General features: G+C 71.5%; 16 protein-coding genes and 1 pseudogene. 5 read left to right on the top strand and 12 right to left on the bottom strand.

The window, feature by feature from the left end; translation table 11 throughout:
- Positions 1-43: 43 nt before the first annotated feature.
- The 3 genes and pseudogenes from ACZ4IF_RS08230 to ACZ4IF_RS08220 form a co-directional block, all read right to left on the bottom strand.
- The gene (locus ACZ4IF_RS08230) at positions 44-1,270 is read right to left on the bottom strand and encodes a serine hydrolase domain-containing protein (protein ID WP_467560687.1); all 1,227 of its coding nucleotides are present in this window, start codon (positions 1,268-1,270) and stop codon (positions 44-46) included.
- A 30-nt stretch (positions 1,271-1,300) separates the two neighbouring features.
- A complete protein-coding gene (locus ACZ4IF_RS08225) occupies positions 1,301-2,719 on the bottom strand; it encodes an MFS transporter (protein WP_467560685.1) in 1,419 nt (472 codons plus the stop codon).
- Between the two features lie 113 nt (positions 2,720-2,832).
- A pseudogene (locus ACZ4IF_RS08220) lies at positions 2,833-3,423 on the bottom strand (TetR/AcrR family transcriptional regulator); the annotation flags it as partial.
- Positions 3,424-3,591: 168 nt separating this feature from the next.
- Here ACZ4IF_RS08220 and ACZ4IF_RS08215 point away from each other — a divergent pair.
- Positions 3,592-4,044, top strand: a complete 453-nt coding sequence (locus ACZ4IF_RS08215) for a PPOX class F420-dependent oxidoreductase (protein WP_467560683.1) — start codon at positions 3,592-3,594, stop codon at positions 4,042-4,044.
- Positions 4,045-4,452: 408 nt separating this feature from the next.
- Here ACZ4IF_RS08215 and ACZ4IF_RS08210 read toward each other — a convergent pair whose 3' ends face one another.
- Both ACZ4IF_RS08210 and ACZ4IF_RS08205 read right to left on the bottom strand, forming a co-directional pair.
- On the bottom strand, positions 4,453-5,748 hold the full coding sequence (locus tag ACZ4IF_RS08210) for an MFS transporter (RefSeq protein ID WP_467561120.1): 1,296 nt from the start codon (positions 5,746-5,748) through the stop codon (positions 4,453-4,455).
- 306 nt (positions 5,749-6,054) lie between these two features.
- Positions 6,055-6,720: a TetR/AcrR family transcriptional regulator gene (locus ACZ4IF_RS08205; RefSeq protein ID WP_095937744.1), complete on the bottom strand. Its 666-nt coding sequence runs from the start codon at positions 6,718-6,720 to the stop codon at positions 6,055-6,057.
- A 226-nt stretch (positions 6,721-6,946) separates the two neighbouring features.
- Between ACZ4IF_RS08205 and ACZ4IF_RS08200 the strand changes: the two genes are divergently transcribed.
- Together ACZ4IF_RS08200 and ACZ4IF_RS08195 are read left to right on the top strand one after the other, a co-directional pair.
- Complete coding sequence (locus ACZ4IF_RS08200) at positions 6,947-7,822, top strand: shikimate dehydrogenase (RefSeq protein ID WP_467560680.1); 876 nt, start codon at positions 6,947-6,949, stop codon at positions 7,820-7,822.
- A 113-nt stretch (positions 7,823-7,935) separates the two neighbouring features.
- Entirely contained in the window at positions 7,936-9,756 is a 1,821-nt protein-coding gene (locus ACZ4IF_RS08195) for a bifunctional sugar phosphate isomerase/epimerase/4-hydroxyphenylpyruvate dioxygenase family protein (protein ID WP_467560678.1), read from the top strand.
- A gap of 50 nt (positions 9,757-9,806) precedes the next feature.
- Here the strand turns inward: ACZ4IF_RS08195 and ACZ4IF_RS08190 are convergent, their stop codons facing one another.
- A complete protein-coding gene (locus ACZ4IF_RS08190) occupies positions 9,807-12,425 on the bottom strand; it encodes a glycoside hydrolase family 31 protein (RefSeq protein ID WP_467560676.1) in 2,619 nt (872 codons plus the stop codon).
- 467 nt (positions 12,426-12,892) lie between these two features.
- Here ACZ4IF_RS08190 and ACZ4IF_RS08185 point away from each other — a divergent pair, with 467 nt between their 5' ends.
- Complete coding sequence (locus ACZ4IF_RS08185) at positions 12,893-14,374, top strand: APC family permease (RefSeq protein WP_467560674.1); 1,482 nt, start codon at positions 12,893-12,895, stop codon at positions 14,372-14,374.
- A gap of 10 nt (positions 14,375-14,384) precedes the next feature.
- The gene (locus tag ACZ4IF_RS08180; protein ID WP_467560672.1) at positions 14,385-15,347 is read left to right on the top strand and encodes a hypothetical protein; all 963 of its coding nucleotides are present in this window, start codon (positions 14,385-14,387) and stop codon (positions 15,345-15,347) included.
- 97 nt (positions 15,348-15,444) lie between these two features.
- Here ACZ4IF_RS08180 and ACZ4IF_RS08175 read toward each other — a convergent pair whose 3' ends face one another.
- From ACZ4IF_RS08175 to tal, 6 genes are read right to left on the bottom strand one after another with little or no spacing between them, the layout of a single operon-like run.
- Complete coding sequence (locus ACZ4IF_RS08175) at positions 15,445-16,056, bottom strand: histidine phosphatase family protein (RefSeq protein ID WP_467560670.1); 612 nt, start codon at positions 16,054-16,056, stop codon at positions 15,445-15,447.
- 7 nt (positions 16,057-16,063) lie between these two features.
- Entirely contained in the window at positions 16,064-16,942 is an 879-nt protein-coding gene (gnd, locus tag ACZ4IF_RS08170) for a phosphogluconate dehydrogenase (NAD(+)-dependent, decarboxylating) (RefSeq protein WP_467560668.1), read from the bottom strand.
- A 6-nt stretch (positions 16,943-16,948) separates the two neighbouring features.
- Complete coding sequence (gene pgi, locus ACZ4IF_RS08165) at positions 16,949-18,598, bottom strand: glucose-6-phosphate isomerase (RefSeq protein ID WP_467560666.1); 1,650 nt, start codon at positions 18,596-18,598, stop codon at positions 16,949-16,951.
- Entirely contained in the window at positions 18,591-19,526 is a 936-nt protein-coding gene (gene opcA, locus ACZ4IF_RS08160; RefSeq protein WP_359488314.1) for a glucose-6-phosphate dehydrogenase assembly protein OpcA, read from the bottom strand. The genes pgi and opcA overlap by 8 nt, the downstream gene beginning before the upstream one ends.
- Complete coding sequence (gene zwf / locus ACZ4IF_RS08155; protein ID WP_467560664.1) at positions 19,523-21,226, bottom strand: glucose-6-phosphate dehydrogenase; 1,704 nt, start codon at positions 21,224-21,226, stop codon at positions 19,523-19,525. The genes opcA and zwf overlap by 4 nt, the downstream gene beginning before the upstream one ends.
- Positions 21,223-22,368 carry a transaldolase gene (gene tal / locus ACZ4IF_RS08150; protein ID WP_467560662.1) on the bottom strand — a complete coding sequence of 382 codons (1,146 nt, stop codon included), beginning with the start codon at positions 22,366-22,368 and terminating at the stop codon, positions 21,223-21,225. The genes zwf and tal overlap by 4 nt, the downstream gene beginning before the upstream one ends.
- Positions 22,369-22,384: the final 16 nt, after the last annotated feature.

Here is a 22,384-nt window from a genome sequence, read left to right as displayed (position 1 = left end):
GTGCCGCCGTACGGGCTCCCGGCAAGGTCGTGCGGAACACGTGTCAGTCCAGGACCGCTTCGTGCACGAGCCGCTTCAGCTCGGGGAACACCGGGTTCGAGCCCGCCGGGCGGACCTGGCTCAGGAACTGCACGGTCAGGTCGCGGCGCGGGTCCACCCAGAATGTCGTGGTGGCCACCCCGCTCCAGCCGAACGCGCCTTCGGAGGACGGGGACCGGGTGATCCCGGGGTCCACCACGACCGAGACACCGAGCCCGAACCCGAGGCCCGCGTTGCCGGGTTCCTGATGGACGGGGCTGCCGAAGGCGCGTCGGTCGGCGTTGCCGGGCAGGTGGTTGGAGACCATCAGGTCCACGGTCCCGGGGGTGAGCAGCCGTGCTCCGTCGAGTTCGCCGCGGCGGCGCAGCATCTCCATGAAGCGGTGGTAGTCGTGCGCCGTGGAGACCAGGCCGCCGCTGCCGGACAGGAAGCGGGGACGGCCGTGCAGCGGGAGGCCGGGGACCGGCGTGATCCCTCCGTCGCCGTCCTCCCCGTAGAGCTGGGCGAGCCGGCCGGACTGCTCGTCGGTGACCTGGAAGCCCGTGTCGGTCATCCCGAGCGGGCGGAAGATCCGTTCGGCGAGGAAGGTGTCGAGGCCGACACCCGACACCACCTCGAGGACGTGGCCGACGACATTGGTGGCGACCGAGTAGTTCCACCGGGTGCCCGGCTCGAACTGGAGCGGCAGCCCGGCGTACACCTCGACGGTCTCGGCCAGGTCCGCGCCGGGCGGCGCCGACGGAGTCAGTCCGGCGTCCCGGTAGAGCGCGTCGACAGGGTGGGCGTGGTAGAAGCCGAAGGTCAGCCCGGCGGTGTGGGTCAGCAGATGGCGCAGCAGCACCGGTTGTCGCGCCGGGCGGGTCCGGGTGCCGGAGCCGGACCCGTCGACGTACACCCGCAGGTCGGCGAAGGACGGGACGAAGTCCGCCACCGGGTCGTCGAGACGGAGGCGCCCTTCGTCCAGCAGCATCAGCGCGGCCACCGTCGTGACCGGCTTGGTCATGGAGTAGATCCGCCACAGGGTGTCGTCCTCCACCGGAAGCCCCGCCTCACGGTCGCGCAGGCCGTACGTGGTGAGGTGAGCGACGCGGCCGTGCCGGGACAGTGCCACGAGACAACCGGGCAGCCGGCCCTCGTCGACCAGCCCGGCGAAGTGCCCGTCGAGGCGGTCCAGCGCCTTGCCGTCGAGTCCGGCCTCGCCCGGCTCGACCTCCTGTCGCAGGTGTCCCATCGTTCCCCTCCGCGCCACGGCTGTTGGCGTTCATGATCTCGTACGCACCGGTGGAGCGTGGTGCCCGCGCCGCCCCTGATCGGCGTTCGTGTCCCTCTTGTGCCCCGGAAACCGCAGGGCCAGCGGCACGCCGACGGCGGACACCGCGCCGAGCACGGTCAGTGGTGGGCCCGTTCCGACCTCGGTGCCGAGCGTCATCAGCGTGGCCGCCGTCGCGACCCCGAAGGTGGGACCTATGTTCATCGCCGTCTGCTGGAGCCCGCCCGCCACGCCCGCCGCGTCGGCCGGGGCGTGCCGCACGACGACCTCCGTGGCGGTGACCATCACGGTGGCGAAGCCGACGCCCAGCAGCAGGAAGCCGACGCCGATGGTCAGGGCCGTCGACCTCTCGTCGAGCCGGGACAGCAGCAGGACTCCGAGGGTGAGCGCGCCCGTCCCGGCGACGGCCGTCCGGCGCGGACCGAGGCGGCGCGCGAGCACCGCGGCGACGGGGGCGCCGGCCACCATCGCCGCGGCGCCCGGCAGCGCCCGCAGGCTCGTCTCCAACGGGTCCAGTCCCAGGGTGCGTTGAAGGAAGTAGCTGCCGACGAAGAGCGAGCCGAGCATGGCCGCCGACGCGGCGACCAGCAGGCCGAGCGCCGGGCCGACGGCCGACGGGCCGAGGACGCCGGGCGGCAGCAACGGGTGCGTGGCGCGGCGTTCATGGCGTACGAACACGACGGTCGCCGCCACGCACACGACGGTGCCGACCGCGGTCGTGGCCGGCCGGGCCGTCCCCGGAAGCCCGGTCAGCGTGTGCACCAGCGCCACCAGGGCCACCGCCAGCAGGCAGGCACCGGGCACGTCCAGACCGCCGGCCGGCGTGGTGCCGTCACGCCGGGCCGGGGCGCGGACGGCGAGCGCGGCGACGACCGTCGCGAGCGCGGGCAGCACGTTCACGAAGAAGACCGCCCGCCACCCGAACTGGGTGACCAGTGCCCCGCCGACCAGGGGACCGGCGGCCGCCGACAGACCGATGGCGCTCGTCCGCAGCGCGATGGGCATGCCCAGCCGGTCCGGGGGATACGCGGCCCGCAGCATCCCGAGCGTGGCCGGCTGGAGCAGGGCCCCGAACACGCCCTGAACGACCCGCAGTGCGATCACCCAGCCGATGCCGGGTGCGGCACCGATGCCCGCCGACGCGGCGCCGAAGCCCAGGACGCCGACGGCGAAGACCCGTTGGTGGCCGTAGCGGTCCCCGACGCGTCCCGCGAACACGAGCAGGCTGGCCACCGCGATGAGGTAGCCGGTACTGGTCCACTGGGCCTCGGCGAACGAGGCGTGCAGGTCGCGCTGGAGCGCGGGCTGCGCGACGGTCAGCACGGTGCCGTCCAGCGCGACGATCACGGCGCCGACGACACTGGCGGCGAGCGTGAGCCGTCGACGGGCCGGTGACACGGACGGGTTCACGCGCCCTCCTCCCCGAAGCGGCCGCCCGGATCCTCCGGGCCGAGGCGGGTGTCCCGCCCCTGCGGGCACCGGTGGCTGCCCGGAACGCCCGAGCTCACGGGGGCGTCCGGATCCTCCGGCCCCAGGTGGGCGTCCAGTGCCGCCCGCAGCAGGGGCGCGAAGTCGTCCGTTCCGGTGGTGAGTTGGAGGCTGCCCCAGCCCCACAGCTGGGCGATGCCGTGCAGGTTCGCCCACAGTGCGCCCGCGACGACCGGGGCGTCGGCTGCCGGGCGGGTCCGCGCGACCAGGTCCACGAGCGTGGCGAACATCGGCAGGCTCGTCTCCCTGAGCCCCAGTCGATCGCTCTCCAGCAGGTCGTGACGGAACATCAGCTCGTACATCCCGCGCCGGGTCAGTGCGAAGTCGAGGTAGACCCCGGCGAGCGTGGTCAGCAGGGCCCGGGGGTGTGCGCCGGCGCCGACCGCCGCCTCCGGGGAGCCCACGGCCGCCGTCGCGCGGGCCTGCAGATCGGCGAAGCCCCGGCGGGCGATGGCGGACAGCAGTTCCAGATGGGTCGGGAAGTAGCGGCGGGGAGCGCCGTGCGAGACACCCGCCCGCCGGGCGATCTCGCGCAGGGACAGTGCCTGCGCCCCCTCCTCGGCGACGAGGTCGACGCCGGCCTCGATCAGCCGCTCGCGCAGCCCGGTGCTCTCGTGCTCGCTCATAGACAGTGTCTACCACCCTTGCGTAGACACTGTCTACGCAAGGGTGGGGCCGCAAGGAGCGCGAGTGCCGGTCACCTGGGCGCGCCGAGTGACCGTCGCCCGGGTTCACGGCGGACGCGGGCGGCACCGGACCGGAATGCCGGGCGCGGGCGGGGCGTTGATCAGGGCATGACTCAGGAAGCGCCTCAGGACGCGACACAGGACGCACTGCTCAAGCTGCTCTCCGAGTACAAGGGCGGGGTGCTCGTGACCCTCAAGAAGGACGGGCGGCCCCAGCTGTCGAACGTCAGCCACGCCTACTACCCCGAGGAGGGGGTCATCCGGGTCTCCCTCACCGACGACCGCGCCAAGACCCGCAACCTGCGCCGGGATCCGCGTGCCTCGTACCACGTGACCAGCGACGACCGGTGGGCCTACACGGTCGCCGAGGGCACGGCGGACCTGACGCCCGTCGCGGCGGACCCGCACGACGAGACCGTCGAGGAACTCGTCCGCGTCTACCGGGACGTCCTCGGCGAGCACCCCGACTGGGACGACTACCGGGCCGCGATGGTCCGCGACCGCCGGCTCGTGCTGCGGCTGCGGGTCGAGCGGGCGTACGGCATTCCCCGGGGACGCTGAACCCCTGGGGCCCGTCCGACGATTCCCGCCTGCCCGGCGACGCCGGGAATTGTCGGACAGGCCCCGGGGCGGGTGGTCGGGCGGCGTCACGCGACGGGCGCTCCGCGCACACCGGCCGCCCCTGAATCCGGCCGGGGTGTGCTGAGCGATTCCCTCGTGTGCGGGCACGCCGTGGGCGTGCCCGTGTCGCCTGCCCGCCCCCTTCGCCGCGCGACGGTGCCACGCGGCCGTACCGGCACTTGGTGCTCGTTGCGGCCGATGTTCTTGCCGAAGACGTCACCTGTCAACAGTGCCCCTGTCGGGGCGGGCACGCGCGAGTCCCCGAACCGCTGTGCGCGGACGGGGACGTGCGCGTACCCGGGATCACCCATGGCGGTGGCGTGGAAAGGCCCGCGCCGGGGCCGCGGGTCAGACCGTCACGGTCTCGTGCCGCGCGGCTTCCCCGGCCGGGTACTCTCCCAGCCGCTCCGTCGGTACACGGTGCGTCTCACGCGCGGAGAGCGCCGCGAGCACCGGCGGGACGCACAGCGCCGCGGTGAACAGGGCCACGGACGACCAGTCCGAACCGTCCGGCCCGGCGATCTGCGCGGCGAACGTGACGGCGAACCCGGCGACGGCGAAGCCGATCTGGGTGCCGATCGCCACACCGGACAGCCGCACGCGGGTGGAGAACATCTCGCCGTAGAAAGCCGGCCAGACACCGTTCGCGGCGCTGTAGACGACACCGAAGGCGAGGACACCGAAGAGCAGGACCAAGGGGTACGAGCCCGTCGAGATGGCCCACAGGTAGGCGAACATCAGGACGGCGCTGCCCGCCGCGCCGATCAGATAGACCGGGCGCCGGCCGATGCGGTCGGAGAGCGTGGCCCAGGCGGGGATGGCGCCCAGGGCGACGATGTTGGCGAGCGCGCCCACCCACAGCATCTGCGTACGGGACAGGCCGACCGCGTCGCTGGTGCCGTAGGCCAGGGCCCACACCGTGAAGATCTTGCTCACCGACGCGATCAGGGCGCCCGCCACCACCCGCAGGACGTCCGCCCAGTGGTCTCGGAACAGTACGGCGAGGGGCAGCTTGACCACGCCCTCGGTCGCGGCCTGACGGGTGAAGGCCGGGGTCTCCTGGAGAGTGCGCCGGATGACGTAGCCGACGACGGCGACCGCGACACTCAGCCAGAACGGGAGGCGCCAGCCCCAGGAGAGCAACTGGTCCTCGGGCAGCGCGGCGACGGGGAGGAAGACGAGCGTCGCGAGGAGCTGGCCGCCCTGGGTGCCGCTGAGGGTGAAGCTGGTGAAGAAGCCGCGCCGGTCCGGCGGAGCGTGCTCCAGTGTCATCGAGTTGGCGCTCGCCTGCTCACCGGCCGCCGAGATGCCCTGGAGGACTCGGCACAGCACCAGCAGCACCGGGGCCAGGCCTCCGACCTGGGCGCGGGTGGGCAGACAGCCGATGAGGAACGTCGACAGTCCCATCAGGATCAGCGTGAAGACCATGATCTTCTTGCGGCCGAGCCGGTCGCCGAAGTGCCCGAGGAACAGGGCGCCGACGGGACGTGCGGCGTACGCGACACCGAACGTGGCCAGCGAGAGCAGGGTCGCGGTCGCCGGGTCGGACTCGTCGAAGAAGACCTTCGGGAAGATCAGGGCGGCGGCACTGCCGTAGATGAAGAAGTCGTAGTACTCCAGGGCGCTGCCGATCCAGGCGGCCATGGCCGCCTTCCGGGGCTGGCCGGGAGGCGCGTCGAGCGGGGCGGCGGGGTCGGACACGGCGTGCTCCTTCGAGGGAACTCCGGGGACGGGAGTGCGGGCGGGGGAGAGGTGCCGGGGCCCTGGGGGTGTACGGGTCGGCTGTGCCGAGTGGGTGCTCTCCGATGATGACGCACCCCGGCTAATTAACCCACTGGATAGTTAGTAGCGGATGGCTAGGGATGGTGCGCCCGTGCTTCCCGGGTGTCAAGAGGGTGTGCGCGAGGAGTCCGCGGTCCGGGGGTCCCGAAGGCTGCCCTCCGCGGGGCGTCAGTCCGCCGCGCGGTCGGCGGTGAGATAGGCGATGACCATGTCGCCGAGCATGGTGCGGTAGTGCTCGCGCTGGTCCGGGGCGACCAGGTCGCGGCCGAACAGTGCCCCGAAGGTGTGCCGGTTCGCGACACGGAAGAAGCAGAACGAGCTGATCATCGCGTGCAGGTCGACCGCGTCGACATCGGCCGTGAACAGGCCCGACCTGCGGCCCGTCTCCAGGATGCGGCCGATCACGTCGAGCGCGGGCGAACCGATCCTGCCCAGTTCCTCGGAGGCGGTGATGTGCTCCGCCTCGTGGATGTTCTCGATGCTCACCAGGCGGATGAAGTCGGGGTGCGCCTCGTGGTGGTCGAAGGTCAGCTCGGCGAGCCGGCGGATGGCCGCGACCGGGTCCAGGTGCTCGACGTCCAGCTCCTGTTCGGCCTCCCGGATCACCGAGTACGCGCGTTCCAGGACCGCGGTGAAGAGCTGCTCCTTGCCACCGAAGTAGTAGTAGATCATCCGCTTCGTGGTGCGGGTGCGGGCCGCGATCTCGTCGACCCGGGCGCCGGTGTAGCCGGCGCGCGCGAACTCCTTGGTCGCCACGTCGAGGATCTCGGCCTTGGTGCGGGCGGCGTCGCGGATCCGCCCGTTGGGTCGTGCCGGTTCTTCGACGCTGGTCATCGGGTTCCTTCGGGCGAGAGGCAGGTGCCCGCGATTGTAGAAGCAGGTACCGCCGGCCCGCCGTCCCGGTCACGGGTGCGGGAGGTGGGCCCCTTCCCATCGGGCGGGAGGCTTGATATGACTAACGAACCAGTTCGTACATTAGCCAGTGCTGCCGTCGCCCGGCCGGTCGTCCGCCGACACCGCCCACCGACCGGTCGCCGTCCTCGCCCCCGGAGGCTCCGCCGTGTCCCAGACCTCGTATCTCGTCGGCCTCGTCGGAGCCGGCATCGGCCCCTCGCTCAGCCCGGCACTGCACGAACGCGAGGGCGACCGGCAGGGACTGCGCTGTCTGTACCGGCTGATCGACATCGACGAGCTCGGCGTCGGCCCCGAGGCGGTGGGCGAGCTCGTCCGCGCCGCGCGCGACGTCGGCTTCGACGGCCTCAACATCACCCATCCCTGCAAGCAGCTGGTCATCGACCACCTCGACGAACTCGACCTGCAGGCGCGAGCGCTCGGCGCGGTCAACACCGTCGTCTTCGAGGACGGCCGCGCGATCGGACACAACACCGACGTCACGGGTTTCGCCGCCTCCTTCGCCCGAGGTCTGCCCGAGGTCTCCCTGGAGCGGGTCGTGCAACTGGGCGCGGGCGGCGCCGGCGCGGCCGTCGCGCACGCGGTGCTCACGCTGGGAGCCGGGCAGGTCACCGTCGTCGACGCGATGGCCGACCGTGCCGCCGTCCTCGCCGCCGCCCTCGAATCCCACTTCGGTGCGGGCCGGGCCGCCGCCGCGTCGCCGGACGCGCTCGCGGGCCTCCTTCCCGACGCCGACGGCATCGTGCACGCCACCCCCACCGGAATGGCGGCCCACCCCGGACTCCCGCTCCCGGCCGCGCTGCTGCACCCCCGGCTCTGGGTCGCCGAAGTCGTCTACCGGCCCCTGGAGACCGAGCTGCTGCGTACCGCCCGTGCGCTCGGCTGCGCGACCCTCGACGGCGGGGGCATGGCCGCCTTCCAGGCAGCCGACGCGTTCCGGCTCTTCACCGGGCGGGAACCCGACAGCGCCCGGATGCTCGCGGACATCGCCGAACTCGCGGGCGCGGAGCCCGCCCGGCACTGACACCGGCCGCCCCGTCCGGCCGAGGTGGCCACCCCGGCGGGGTCGCGAGGCCGGCACACCGCCGCGGCCCCCGGCCCGCCCACCGTCCCGAAGCAGCGTCGAAGGAGCATCCCGTGCGCACGTCCATCGCCACCGTCTCGCTCAGCGGACCCCTGACGGAGAAACTCACGGCCGCGGCCCGGGCCGGCTTCGACGGTGTCGAGATCTTCGAGAACGACCTGCTCGCGAGCCCTCTCTCACCCGAGGAGATCCGGGCCCGTACCGCCGACCTCGGACTCTCCGTCGACCTGTACCAGCCGATGCGCGACATCGAGGCCGTGCCCCCCGAGGAGTTCGCCCGCAATCTGCGCCGGGCGCGGCACAAGTTCGAGCTCATGCGCCGCCTCGGCGCCGACACGGTCCTGGTGTGCTCCAGCGTCTCACCGCTCGCCGTGGACGACGACGACCTCGCCGCCGAGCAGCTCGGCGAACTCGCCGGTCTGGCACAGGACTTCGGTATCCGCGTCGCGTACGAGGCACTGGCCTGGGGACGTCATGTGAACACGTACGACCACGCCTGGAGCATCGTGCGGGCGGCCGGCCACCCCGCGCTCGGCACCTGCCTGGACAGCTTCCACATCCTCGCCCGCGGCGGCGACCCCAAGGGCATCGCCGACATCCCCGGCGAGAAGATCTTCTTCCTGCAACTGGCCGACGCCCCGCTGATGGCCATGGACGTCCTCCAGTGGAGCCGCCACTACCGGTGCTTCCCCGGCCAGGGCGGGTTCGACCTCGCCGGTCTCCTGCGGCACGTGATCGCCACCGGGTACCGGGGGCCGCTCTCCCTCGAAGTCTTCAACGACGTGTTCCGCCAGGCCGAGGCGGGGGAGACCGCCGTGGACGCCCGGCGTTCCCTGCTCGTCCTCCAGGAGGCGACCGGGCTCGCCAGGCCGCCCGCCCCCGTGGTGCCCACGGGGGTGGCCTTCGCCGAACTGGTCACCCCCGACGCCGCGCCGGTCACGGGGATCCTCGGCGCCCTCGGCTTCGCCCGCACGGCCCGTCACCGCAGCAAGCCGGTGGACCTCTGGCAGCAGGGCGAGGCCCGTGTCCTCGTCAACACGGGCCCCGCGGCCAGGCGCGACGGCACGGTGCTCGCCGCCGTCGGCCTGGAGTCGCCGGATCCGGCGGGCGCGGCCCGCCGCGCCGAGTCCCTGCTCGCCCCCGTCCTGCCGCGGCGCCGCGCGCTCCAGGACGCGCCGCTCGACGCGGTGGCCGCACCGGACGGCACCGAACTCTTCTTCTGCGGCACGTCCGGGTCGCGGGCGCCTCTGGAGGAGGGAGACGCTCCCGAACCGCTCGGCTGGACGAGCGACTTCGAGCCCGTCGGCGACATGCCCGGCGACGGCCGCGTGACCCGGATCGACCATCTCGCCCTCACCCAGCCCTGGCACCAGTTCGACGAGGCCGCCCTCTTCCACCGCAGCGTGCTCGGGCTGAGCGCTCAGGAGAGCGTCGACGTCGCCGACCCCTACGGCCTGCACCGCAGCAGGGCCGTCACCAGCGGCGACGGCAGCGTCCGCATCGCGCTGGGTGTCGGTCCGGCCCCCTCGGGCGACGCGGCCCGCACCCAGCACATCGCCCTCGCCACGGGCGACGTGGTCGGCGCCGCCCGCCGCTTCCGGGCGGCCGGCGGCCGGCTGCTGCCAGTGCCGGCGAACTACTACGACGACCTGGCCGCACGCTTCGAATTCCGCGACGGTGAGCTGGACACCTACCGTGAGCTCGGCATCCTGTACGACCGTGACGAGGCGGGCGAGTTCCGGCACTGCTACACCGAGACCGTCGGCCGCGTCTTCTTCGAACTGGTCCAGCGCGACGGCGGATACCGGGGATACGGAGCGCAGAACGCCCCGGTACGCCTCGCCGCGCAGCATGCGATGCGCCCGGGACGCTGAGCCCGCGGGTCGCGCACGCGCCGTACCGGGCGTGCGCGACCCGCGGGACGTCACCGCACGAGCCGCAGTGAGAACGCGCGGTCCAGCGGCCGGTCCGGGGTGAGGATCGTCGTCACCCCGGAGCCCGAGTCGTACGACCAGGCGTCACGCGCGAGCGGCCGTCCGTCGAGGAGGACCTGCCGCGGCGCCGACTCGCCGTGCACGGTGAAGCGGTACGCGCGCGCGGACGGCTTGCCCTCGTAACTCCCCTTGCCCGCACCGACGCCGACCTCCGTGGTGCGGGCGGTGGCGTGGACCGTGACGTGCTGGGTCGCCGAAGCGCCCTCGGCGAAGCGCCGCGTCACCCCGTCGTCCTCGTACAGCGTGTAGCTGCTGTCGCCCTTCGGGTAGAGGTCCCAGTCCAGCTCGTGCCGGTCACGGGTCTGCCAACTCGTCGTTCCCTTGGGCCACATGGGGACGACGGCGCCGCCGCGCACGAAGAGCGGGAGGGTGTCGAGCGGAGCGTGGTAGCCGTCGATCGTCGTCGGCCCCTGATAGGTGCGGCCGGTCCAGTAGTCGGTCCAGGTGCCTTCGGGCAGATGGATGCCGTCACGGGTCTCGGAGTCCTCGTAGACAGGTGCGACCAGGAAGTCGCGGCCGACGAGGAACTCGTACTTGGCGTCGGGACCCAGGGCCGCGGGGTCGTCCGGGTACTCCAGCCACAGCGGGCGCACCGCTCCGACACCCGTCTTCGTGGCCTCGGCGGACAGCGTGTACATGTAGGGGAGCAGGCGCTCCTTCAGCTGGAGGTACTTGCGGTTGATGGAGGTGTACGGCTCGCCGTCCAGCCAGGGCTGCTGGTCGGCGGGCTTGCCGGTGGTGATGTCGGAGGCCCAGCCGTCCATCGTCATGACGGCCGGCAGGAACGCCTTCCACTGGAGGTCGCGGGTGTACATCTTGGCGTCGTGGCGGTAGATGGAGCCCACGTCGCCGGTGTTGTACGCGATGCCCGACATGGTGGCCCCGGCGTACGTCGGGATCTGCCAGCGGATGTAGTCCCAGGACAGCTTCTGGTCGCCGCTCCACAGGACGCCGCAGCGCTGGGCACCCGCCCAGGACACCGGCAGCCACACGAAGCCGCGTGCGTCGCTGTTCTCCTCGATCCCTGCCTTGGCCCGGTCGCAGGCGTCGAGCGCGAAGCCGTAGCCGTTGCCGACCCAGGCGACGTCCAGTTTGGCGACACGCTGGCCGGCCTTCACCTGGTCGGCGAGCTTGTCGATGCCGTCCTGGGTCCACAGCCCGAGCTGGGCGTGGTGGTTCTGGAGGCCCTCGGCCGTCTCCTGGAGGTTCTCGTAGCCGCAGCCGTAGCCGTCGTTGACGAGCATCCAGCCGAGCGGCATGTCGTGGGAGGTGTAGCCGTCGGCGATCTTCAGGGCGTCGAGGGTGTGGCGCTCGCCGCGGTTGGCGTTGTGCAGGTAGCAGTCGGAGTCGCCCGGTTCCAGGCCGTACACCGGCGGCATGAACGGCTTGCCCACCAGCGCCGTGTACTTGCCGATCACCTGCTTGGCGTCGCCGATGAAGTAGTAGGCGTCCAGGCGGCGTTCCTGCTGTCCGGTCCGCACCGGTGAGCCGAAGTCGTAGACGCCCGGGGCGAAGGTGTTGCGGAAGACGCCGTAGCCGGCGCTGGAGAGGTAGAAGGGCTGGGAGTTGTTGTGACCGCCCTCGTTCCAGTCGAAGCTGTTCGCCACGTGCATCGTGCGGTCGCGGTGCGAGAAACTGCCGTTCTGCTCGCCGCCGCCGAAGAACTGCTCGTCGGCGCCGCGCGTCAGACTCTGCCGCATGCCCGAGGTGGACCAGCGCAGAGGCCGGTCCTCCTGCCACAGCGGGGTGCGGTTGTCGGCCTTGTAGAGGCCGAAGCGCAAGGGCTTCTTGTAGACGCGCAGCACCGCGTCGGGGGAGCGGATGCCGTAGTACGGGCCCGCGTCGAACGACGTGGTGTGCCGCTGCCGGGCGGGCGGGGTGCGGACGATCGCGGTGCCCACCGGGTCGGTGAGGGTGCCGGACGGGTCGGCCTGCAGGCGCAGCCGGCCCCCGGACAGGAAGTCGGCGCGTGCCTTCAGCTGTCCGGCTTCGACCGTGTAGCTTCCGTCGCCGCCGCTGAAGGACGTGAGGTCGCCGGCGTCCGTCGTCCTCGGCAGGTACGCCTTCCCCGTGTACACGTTGTCGTGCACGTCGTACGGCACGACGAGCACGTGGTAGGTGCCCGACGCGTCCGGGATCACGGTGGACTCGGGGTCGGCGGTGCCGGCACTGTCGGCGACCTGCTTGCCCGCGTCGTCGTAGATGTACAGGTCGAAGTCGTCGGTGGGATGCTGCCATTCGATCGAGACCGGTACGCCGCCCTCGGGGTTGTCGGCCCAGTACCCGTCGGGCACCGAGACCTTCAGGTCGAACCGGTCGCACACCGTGCCGTCCGGGTCGTCGGCGGCGGACGGACAGCTGTCGGTGCCGCCCGAGGTGCCCTTGGCGTAGACGGGGCTCTGCCAGTCGACGCTCTGGTGGGTGTCGTCGAGGACGGCGTTCGCAGGGGTCGCCGCGAGTGCGGGCGCCGACGGGGCGCCCAGCAGGGTGACGGTCAGGGCGGTGGCGAGCCCCGCCATGGCCCAGAAACGGTGTCGGAGTCTTCGCACAGTACGCATCTCCACTCAAAACCAACGGCGTTGTGTTCGCAGGTGTTTGAAACAGCGTCGGATCGTGCATGTTCAAGCATGAAGGGTGCCCGTCCAGTCAGGTTCATGTCAATGAATCCGGAGGGAAGTGCCGGTGAGGAGCCCCGTGCGGGAGGGTGTGCCCCGGAGGCCTCCCTCGCGTGCCGTGCGGGATCGTCTCGTGGTCCGAGGGGTGATCCGAAAGCGCGCGCGCCGGGCACGAGGGAGCCGAAGGCGCCGGGCGGCGCGAGGTCAGGGCGCCGACGCCCTTAAATTACCGGCCAGTTGACCTGGAAAGCGGAACGACCACCGCTATCATCACACCACCCGCGGAGCGACCCTCTGCCCGATGACGGCGGTTGTACGGCATCGACCTTCACACCCCCCACTTCTCACACGGCGTTGTCGGGCGTGCCTGCGCGCCGTGCAGGACGGAAAGCAGCGCGAGCATGAGCAACAACAGGGGCAGAGGGCTCCAGGCCAACGCCCTCGGCACGTTCGACACGGTCGTCATGGCGGTGGCGGGCAGCGCCCCCGCGTACTCCCTGGCCGCCACCACCGCCGTCCTCGTCGGGGCGGTCGGCCTGGCCAGTCCCGCGGCGCTGCTGTACTGCGCGATACCCATGCTGGGCATCGCGCTCGCCTTCAGCTATCTCGGCCGGATCGACGTCAACGCGGGCGCCAGCTACTCCTGGGTCGGCCGCACCCTCCACCCCTTCCTCGGCTTCATCAGCGGCTGGGCCCTGGTGATCTCGGCGACCATCTTCATGGTCGCGGGCTCGCTGCCCGCGGGCGCGATGACCCTGTCCCTGTTCGACGAGGGGCTCGCCGACAACACGGCGCTGGCCACCGCCGTCGGCGCGGGATGGTTCCTGATCATGCTGCTCGTCGTGCTCGGCGGCGCGCGCCTCACCGTCCGCGCCCAGCTGATCATGTCCGGCGTGGAGCTCGCGATCCTGGCCGTCTTCGCCGTCGGCGCGGTGCTGCACGGCGGCACCGCCCGCTCCTTCGACTGGTCCTGGCTGGGCTTCGGCCACTTCGACGGGCTGGGCGGCTTCGCCTCCGGCGCGCTCATCGCCGCCTTCTACTACTGGGGCTGGGACGTCACCAGCAACCTCAGCGAGGAGACCAGGGACAGCCGCCGCACGACGGGGCTCGCCGGTCTCATCGGCGTCGGCGTCGTCTTCCTGCTCTTCGAGGTGTTCACCATCGCGGTGAACGTCATCCTCACCGACCGGCAGATCCAGGAGAACGACGCCAACGTACTGGGAGCCCTCGGTGAGGAGATCTGGCCCGGCTGGGGCGGGAAACTCCTGATCGTCGCCGTCATGCTGTCCACCATCGCCACCCTGGAGACCACGCTCATCCAGGTCACCCGCTCGCTGTTCGCGATGGGCCGCGACCGCACCATGCCGACCGCGCTGGGCCGCGTCCACCGCACATGGAACACGCCGTGGGTCGCGATCGTCGTGGTCGGCGCGGTCGCCCTGCTGATGTTCGTGACCTCCAACGCCCTCGGCTCGGTCGGCGACATCCTCGCGGACGCGATCGCCGCCATCGGCCTCCAGATCGCCGTCTACTACGGACTCGCCGGCATCGCGGTCGTCGTCGCCTACCGCAAGATGCTGCTGAAGTCCCCGGCCAACTTCCTCTTCGGCGGACTGTGGCCGTTCCTCGGCGCCCTCTTCATGTTCTGGATCTTCGTCGAGTCGCTCGGCGAGCTGAGCGGCGCGTCCGTCACGATCGGCATCGGCGGCATCGCCGTCGGACTCGTCCCCATGCTCTGGTACTGGAAGCAGGGCAGCGACTACTACCGGCCCGCCAGGCTGGACGCCACCCAGGTCGTCGAGACCGAGTACGTCCCCGACGGCTACGCCGGCACGGCGGACGAACGGTCCCGTGTCCACGAGGGTCTCCCCACCGACTTCTGAGAGGGACCCGATGGCGGGAGACCGCTTCACCCCCGACTTCGACCCCGATTCCGGGGACGCCCCGCTCACCTCCGCCCGCCAGGACATCGTGATCGGCCGGTGGCAGGGACTGCGGGAACTCCTGCGGGCCACCGGCCCCGACTGGGCCGTGCGCGGCCACCGCGTCCGGCTGCTCGCACCGGCCTGCGCGGGCAACTCGACCGTCGAGTCCTGGCTTGCCGCGGAACCACGCAGCGCCGACGCGCTGGTGCTGCGGGCCGCGACCGACGTGGCCAGGGCCTTCAACGTGGCCATCGCGGCGGGCCGCGGCGTGCCCATCGACCAGCAGCGCATCGACCGGGCCGTGCTCGCCTGCCTCCAGGCCGCCGAGGCGTACCCGGACGACCCCACGCCCTGGATCTCCCTCATCTCGGTCGCCCGCCTCTACCCGGCCGGTGTGCGCCGCCGTGAACTGGGCCGCTGGTGGGACGAGTTGCACACCCGCGACCCGTACAGCATGGAGGGCCATCTGCAGATCCTCCACTACTACTCCTCGCGCTGGCACGGCACCCACGGCCTGATGTACGACTTCGCGCGGGACGCGGCCGGTGTGGCGCCGCCCGGCTGCGCCCTGCCCGTCCTGGTGCAGTTCGCCCGCGTCGAGGAGTACCGCTACGTCCTCGACGGGGCGAAGGGGCAGCGCGACGCCGTCGTGGGGCTCGGCCAGCACTGGAACCACGACGCCGCCGTGAACGACGTACGCCGCACCTGGGAGCGCTGGATCACGGCACGCCCGGACGGACCGGTCGCCCCGGAGGAGGTCCGTGACCTCAACCATCTGACGCATGCCGCCTGTTACGCCGGTGAGGCGGACATCGCGGAGGCGCTGTTCGGGCTGATCGGGCGCCGCGCCAGCCGTACGCCGTGGTCCTGCACCGGCGACCCGGAGAGGGAGTTCGTGCGGTGGCGTGAGCGGCCGTCGCGCCGGGCGTGACCGGCCGGGGACCGCGGGACGGACCGGGCACACGGACGGGGGCCGGCCCACCCTGATGGGCGGGCCGGCCCCCGTCGGAGCCACGGCGGTCCGGGACCTAGTGCGCGGCGGGCGAGGCCCCCGGCTGGTTCCAGGTGGCGATCACCGGGGTGCCGTGCTCCGTGGAGAGCCGGCTCACGGTCGCGGTCGCGAGCTGGAAGAGCCGCCCGGACTCCGCCGGCAGGCCCAGCCGACGGGCCGTCAGCACCCGCAGGAAGTGGGCGTGCGCGACCAGCACCACGTCACCCGGACCCTCGGCGAGCGCCGCGTCCACCCGGGTGAGCACACGGTCGGCGCGCTCCGCGATCTCCCGCGGCGACTCGCCAAGATGCCCGTCCGGCCCCGGCGTCACCCCATCGGTCCACAGCACCCAGTCCGGCCGGCTCCCATGGATCTCACGGGTGGTGACGCCCTCGTAGCCGCCGTAGTCCCACTCGTGCAGGTCCGGGTCGGTCACCGCCCCGGTCAGGCCCGCGAGTTCGGCCGTGCGCACGGCACGGCCGAGGGGGCTGGTCAGCACATGGGCGAAGGACCGCCCGGCGAAGAACGGTGCCAGGGACTTGGCCTGTTCCTCGCCGTGCGGGGTGAGCGGAAGATCGGTCCAGCTGGTGTGCCGGCCCGTCAGACTCCACTCGGTCTCCCCATGGCGGACCAGTATGAGGTCGCCCATGGCGGTCCTACTTCGCCGACTCGACGGCGTGGCCGCCGAACTGGTTGCGCAGCGCCGCGATCATCTTCATCTGCGGGGAGTCGTCCTGCCGCGACGCGAAGCGCGCGAACAGCGACGCGGTGATCGCCGGCAGCGGCACCGCGTTGTCGATGGCCGCCTCGACCGTCCAACGGCCCTCGCCCGAGTCCTCCGCGTGGCCGCGCAGCTTGTCCAGGTGCTCGTCGTCGTCCAGGGCGTTGACGGCGAGGTCGAGCAGCCAGGAGCGGATGACGGTGCCCTCCTGCCAGGAGCGGAAGACCTCGCGCACGTCCGTGACGGAGTCGACCTTCTCCAGCAGCTCCCAGCCCTCGGCGTAGGCCTGCATCATGGCGTACTCGATGCCGTTGTGGACCATCTTCGAGAAGTGCCCCGCACCGACCTTGCCGGCGTGCACGAAGCCGAAGTCGCCCTCGGGCTTGAGCGCGTCGAAGACCGGCTGCACCTTCGCGATGTGCTCGGCGTCGCCGCCCACCATCAGCGCGTAGCCGTTCTGCAGGCCCCACACACCGCCGGAGACACCCGCGTCGACGAAGCCGATGCCCTTGGCGGCCAGCTGCTCGGCGTGCTTCTCGTCGTCCGTCCAGCGGGAGTTGCCGCCGTCGACGACGGTGTCGCCGGGCTCCAGGAGATCACCGAGTTCGTCGACGACGGACTGGGTGGGCGCACCGGCGGGCACCATCACCCAGACCACGCGCGGGCCTTCGAGCTTGCCGACGAGTTCCGCGAGGCTGCTCACGTCGGCCAGGTCGGGGTTGCGGTCGTATCCGACGACCGTGTGGCCCGCGCGGCGTATCCGCTCGCGCATGTTGCCGCCCATCTTGCCGAGGCCGATGAGTCCGAGCTGCATGTCAGTTCACTTCTTCCGGAGAGTGCGGTACGCGGCCACGAGGGCGGCGGTGGAGGGGTCGAGACCGGGGACGTCGGTGCCTTCGGTCAGGGCGGGTTCGATCTTCTTGGCGAGGACCTTGCCGAGTTCGACGCCCCACTGGTCGAAGGAGTCGATGTTCCAGACGGCGCCCTGGACGAACACCTTGTGTTCGTAGAGGGCGATCAGCTGGCCCAGGACGGAGGGGGTGAGTTCGCGCGCGAGGATGGTGGTGGTGGGGTGGTTGCCGCGGAACGTCTTGTGCGGGACCAGTTCCTCGGGCACGCCCTCGGCGCGGACCTCGTCGGGGGTCTTGCCGAAGGCGAGCGCCTGGGTCTGCGCGAAGAAGTTCGCCATCAGCAGGTCGTGCTGGGCGGCGAGTTCGTCGTCCAGTTCGCCGACGGGGTCGGCGAAGCCGATGAAGTCGGCGGGGATGAGTTTGGTGCCCTGGTGGATGAGCTGGTAGTAGGCGTGCTGGCCGTTGGTGCCGGGGGTGCCCCAGACGACCGGGCCGGTCTGCCACTCCACCGGATCGCCGTCGCGGTCCACGGACTTGCCGTTGGACTCCATGTCCAGCTGCTGCAGATACGCGGTGAACTTGGACAGGTAATGGCTGTACGGCAGCACGGCGTGCGACTGGGCGTCGTGGAAGTTGCCGTACCAGATGCCCAGCAGGCCCAGCAGCAGCGGTGCGTTGGCCTCGGCGGGAGCGGTGCGGAAGTGCTCGTCGACCAGGTGGAAGCCGTCGAGCATCTCGCGGAACCGGTCCGGGCCGATCGCGATCATCAGCGACAGGCCGATCGCCGAGTCGAAGGAGTACCGTCCGCCGACCCAGTCCCAGAACTCGAACATGTTGGCGGTGTCGATACCGAACTCCGACACCTTCCCCGCATTCGTCGACAACGCCACGAAGTGCTTCGCGACGGCCTTCTCGTCGCCGCCGAGTCCGTCGAGCAGCCACGAGCGTGCCGAGGTGGCGTTGGTGATGGTCTCGATGGTGGTGAAGGTCTTGGAGGCGACGATGAACAGCGTCTCGGCCGGGTCGAGGTCGCGGGTGGCCTCGTGCAGGTCGGCGCCGTCGACGTTGGACACGAAACGGACGGTGAGGTCGCGGTCGGTGAACGAGCGCAGCGCCTCGTAGGCCATCGCGGGGCCCAGGTCGGAGCCGCCGATGCCGATGTTCACCACGTTCTTGATGCGCTTGCCGGTGTGACCGGTCCATTCGCCCGAACGGACCCGGTCGGCGAAGTGGGCCATCTTGTCCAGGACCGCGTGCACGGCCGGTACCACGTTCTCACCGTCGACCTCGACGACCGCGTCCCGCGGGGCGCGCAGCGCGGTGTGCAGCACCGCCCGCCCCTCCGTGACGTTGATCTTCTCGCCCCGGAACATGGCGTCCCGCAGCCCGAACACGTCCGTCGCGGTGGCGAGTTCCTGGAGGAGGGCCAGGGTCTCGTCGGTGATGAGGTGCTTGGAGTAGTCGATGCGCAGATCGCCGACCTGCACGACGTACCGTTCCGCGCGACCCGGGTCGGCGGCGAACAGCTCACGCAGCCGCGGGTGCAGCAGAGCGCCCGCGCGGTGGTCCTCCAGGGCCACCCATTCGGGGCGCCGGGTGAGCTTGGGGTGGTCAGACATGACGGGAGGTCTCCTTGGTGCCCTCGCCCCGCAGGGCGACGGCGTACATCTCGTCCGCGTCGAGGCGGCGCAGCTCCTCCGCGATCAGCTGGGAGGTGGAGCGGACCTTCAGCGCGAGGGTGCGCGAGGGCTGTCCCGGCAGGGTGAGCGTGGCCAGCGGGCCCTCGGGGCGGTCGATGACGATCTCGCCGTTCTCGGTGCCCAGCCGTACGGCGGTGACCACGGGCCCGGCGGTGACGACGCGTTCGACGGGGACGTCGAGGCGCGCCTCCAGCCAGCGGGCCAGCAGTTCGGCGCTCGGGTTCTCCGCCTCGCTCTCGACGGCCGCCGAGATCACCTTGGTACGGGCCTGGTCGAGCGCGGCGGCCAGCATGGACCGCCACGGCGTCAGCCGGGTCCAGGCGAGGTCGGTGTCACCGGGCGCGTACGAGGCGGCGCGGGCCTCCAGGGCCTGGAGCGGGGTCTCGACGGCGTACATGTCGGTGATCCGGCGCTGGGCGAGCGCGCCGAGCGGGTCCTTGGCGGGGACTTCGGGCGCGTCCACCGGCCACCAGACGACGACGGGCGCGTCGGGCAGCAGCAGCGGCAGGACCACGGAGTCGGCGTGGTCGGACACCTCGCCGTACGTCCGCAGGACGACCGTCTCCCCGGTGCCCGCGTCCGAGCCGACGCGCACCTCCGCGTCCAGCCGGGAGTTGGTCCGGTCGCGCGGTGTGCGGGCGACGCGCTTGATGACGACCAGGGTGCGCGAGGGGTGCTCGCGCGAGGCCTCCTCGGCCGCCTTGATCGAGTCGTAGGCGTTCTCTTCGTCGGTCACGATGACCATCGTCAGGACCATGCCCACGGCGGGGGTGCCGATGGCCCGGCGTCCCTGCACGAGTGCCTTGTTGATCTTGCTTGCCGTGGTGTCGGTCAGATCGATCTTCATGGCCTGCGCCAGCTCCGTCCGTCTCGTGCGAGCATCTCGTCGGCTTCCTCGGGTCCCCAGCTTCCCGAGGGGTACTGCGCGGGCTTGCCGTGCTCGTCCCAGTACCCCTCGATCGGGTCGAGGATCTTCCAGGACTCTTCCACCTCCTGGTGACGGGGGAAGAGATTGGCGTCGCCGAGCAGGACATCCAGGATCAGCCGTTCGTACGCCTCCGGGCTGGACTCGGTGAACGACTCGCCGTACGCGAAGTCCATGGTGACGTCCCGGATCTCCATCGACGTACCCGGCACCTTGGAACCGAAGCGCACGGTCATGCCCTCGTCGGGCTGGACCCGGATGACGATCGCGTTCGCGCCGAGTTCCTCGGTGGCGGTGGAGTCGAAGGGGGAGTGCGGGGCGCGCTGGAAGACGACCGCGATCTCGGTGACCCGGCGGCCCAGACGCTTGCCGGTGCGCAGGTAGAAGGGGACGCCCGCCCAACGGCGGTTGTCGACCTCCAGCTTGACGGCCGCATAGGTGTCGGTCGTCGACGCGGAGTCGATGCCGTCCTCCTGGAGGTAGCCGCGCACCTTCTCGCCGCCCTGCCAGCTCGCCGCGTACTGGCCGCGCACGGTGTGCTCGCCCAGGTTCTCCGGCAGCTTCACGGCCCTGAGGACCTTGAGCTTCTCGGTGAGCAGCGACTCGGCGTCGAAGGCGGCGGGCTCCTCCATGGCGGTGAGCGCCATCAGCTGGAGCAGATGGTTCTGGATGACGTCCCGGGCGGAGCCGATGCCGTCGTAGTAGCCGGCCCGGCCGCCGATGCCGATGTCCTCGGCCATCGTGATCTGGACGTGGTCGACGTACGACCGGTTCCAGATCGGCTCGTACATCTGGTTCGCGAAGCGGAGCGCCAGGATGTTCTGGACGGTCTCCTTGCCGAGGTAGTGGTCGATACGGAACACCTGGTCCGGGTCGAAGACCTCGTGCACGATCTTGTTCAGCTCGCGCGCGCTCACCAGGTCGTGTCCGAAGGGCTTCTCGATGACCGCGCGCCGCCAGGAGCCCTCCGGCGCGTCCGCGAGCCCGTGCTTCTTGAGCTGCTGGACGACCTTCGGGAAGAACTTCGGCGGCACGGACAGGTAGAAGGCGTAGTTGCCGCTGGTGCCCCGCGAGGCGTCCAACTCGTCCACGGCCGCGCGCAGTTGCTTGAACGCGGTGTCGTCGTCGAAGTCACCCGGGATGAACCGCATGCCCTCGGCGAGCTGCTGCCAGACCTCCTCGCGGAACTCGGTGCGCGCGTGTTCGCGCACCGAGTCGTGGACGACCTGGGCGAAGTCCTGGTCCGCCCACTCGCGGCGGGCGAAGCCGACGAGCGAGAAGCCCGGCGGCAGCAGCCCACGGTTGGCGAGGTCGTAGACGGCCGGCATCAGCTTCTTGCGGGACAGGTCGCCGGTGACGCCGAAGATGACCAGGCCGGACGGTCCCGCGATGCGCGGGAGACGGCGGTCGCGCGGGTCGCGCAGCGGGTTGTCCCAGTCGGAGCCCGCGAGACCGAGCGCCTCGGCGACGTCCCGGTGGGTCGCGTCGTCCGTGGCCGCGGCGGCCGGGTCTCCCTGTGCCGTCGTCACGTCGCCCGGTTCCACGGTCTGGTCACCGGATCCCTCCGGCGTGGCGGCCGCAGCCGCCGTCGTGTCCTCGGCACGCTGTCGACTCCTGGTCATTCCCCTTCAACTCCCTTGCCGCGCAGCGACTCCGTCACCGCTTCGAGCAGGTCCTCCCAGGCCGCCTCGAACTTCGAGACGCCCTCGTCCTCCAGCTGCCCCACGACCTCGTCGTACGAGATCCCGAGCCGCTCGACGGCCGCGAGGTCGGCCCGGGCCTGGGCGTAGCCGCCGGTCACCGTGTCGCCGCGGATGTCGCCGCGGGCGGCGGTGGCGTCCAGCGTCGCCTCCGGCATGGTGTTGACCGTGCCCGGCGCCACCAGCTCGTCGACGTACAGCGTGTCCTTGTACGCGGGGTCCTTGACGCCCGTCGAGGCCCACAGGGGGCGCTGCTTGTGGGCGCCGGACGGGGCGAGCGCGGTCCAGCGGGCACCGCCGAAGACCTCCTCGTACGCCTCGTAGGCGAGCCGCGCGTTGGCGAGCGCCGCCCTGCCCTTGAGCGCGAGCGCCTCGTCCGTGCCGACCTTCGCCAGCCGCTTGTCGATCTCGCTGTCGACGCGGGAGACGAAGAAGGACGCGACGGAGTGGATCTCCGACAGGTCCAGACCCCGCTCGCGGGCCTTCTCCAGGCCGGCGATGTAGGCGTCCGTCACCTCGCGGTAGCGCTCCAGCGAGAAGATCAGCGTGACGTTGACGCTGATGCCGAGGCCGATGACCTCGGTGATGGCGGGGAGGCCCGCCTTCGTCGCCGGGATCTTGATCATCACGTTCGGGCGGTCGACCAGCCAGGCGAGCTGCTTGGCCTCGGCGATCGTCGCGGCGGTGCGGTGGGCCAGCCGGGGGTCGACCTCGATCGAGACCCGGCCGTCCCGGCCGCCGGTCGCGTCGTACACCGGGCGCAGGATGTCGGCCGCGGCGCGCACGTCGGCGGTCGTCATCATGCGGACGGCCTCGTCGACCGTGACTCCGCGCTCGGCGAGGTCGGCCAGCTGCTCCTCGTATCCCTCTCCGGAGCCGATGGCGGCCTGGAAGATGGACGGGTTGGTCGTGACGCCCACCACGTGCCTGGACGCGATGAGTTCGGCGAGGTTGCCGGACGCGATGCGCTTGCGCGAGAGGTCGTCCAGCCAGATGGAGACGCCTTCGTCGGAGAGGCGCTCGAGGGTTACCGCGGTCGCGGTCGCTTCGGTCACAGTGATCATCTTCCTTCGTGCGAAC

The sequence above is a fragment of the Streptomyces sp. NPDC025784 genome (genome assembly GCF_055558435.1).
Note: the sequence above shows the minus strand (reverse complement) of the source record. Positions and strands in the feature narration are given on the sequence as shown.

Excerpts from the sequence above, each read along its gene's own strand:
- ACZ4IF_RS08230 (WP_467560687.1), bottom strand. The coding sequence starts at position 1,270 with ATGGGACACCTGCGACAGGAGGTCGAGCCGGGCGAGGCCGGACTCGAC.
- ACZ4IF_RS08215 (WP_467560683.1), top strand. The coding sequence starts at position 3,592 with ATGACTCAGGAAGCGCCTCAGGACGCGACACAGGACGCACTGCTCAAG.
- ACZ4IF_RS08210 (WP_467561120.1), bottom strand. The coding sequence starts at position 5,748 with ATGGCCGCCTGGATCGGCAGCGCCCTGGAGTACTACGACTTCTTCATC.
- ACZ4IF_RS08205 (WP_095937744.1), bottom strand. The coding sequence starts at position 6,720 with ATGACCAGCGTCGAAGAACCGGCACGACCCAACGGGCGGATCCGCGAC.
- ACZ4IF_RS08185 (WP_467560674.1), top strand. The coding sequence starts at position 12,893 with ATGAGCAACAACAGGGGCAGAGGGCTCCAGGCCAACGCCCTCGGCACG.
- ACZ4IF_RS08180 (WP_467560672.1), top strand. The coding sequence starts at position 14,385 with ATGGCGGGAGACCGCTTCACCCCCGACTTCGACCCCGATTCCGGGGAC.
- ACZ4IF_RS08175 (WP_467560670.1), bottom strand. The coding sequence starts at position 16,056 with ATGGGCGACCTCATACTGGTCCGCCATGGGGAGACCGAGTGGAGTCTG.
- gnd (WP_467560668.1), bottom strand. The coding sequence starts at position 16,942 with ATGCAGCTCGGACTCATCGGCCTCGGCAAGATGGGCGGCAACATGCGC.
- pgi (WP_467560666.1), bottom strand. The coding sequence starts at position 18,598 with ATGTCTGACCACCCCAAGCTCACCCGGCGCCCCGAATGGGTGGCCCTG.
- opcA (WP_359488314.1), bottom strand. The coding sequence starts at position 19,526 with ATGAAGATCGATCTGACCGACACCACGGCAAGCAAGATCAACAAGGCA.
- zwf (WP_467560664.1), bottom strand. The coding sequence starts at position 21,226 with ATGACCAGGAGTCGACAGCGTGCCGAGGACACGACGGCGGCTGCGGCC.
- tal (WP_467560662.1), bottom strand. The coding sequence starts at position 22,368 with ATGATCACTGTGACCGAAGCGACCGCGACCGCGGTAACCCTCGAGCGC.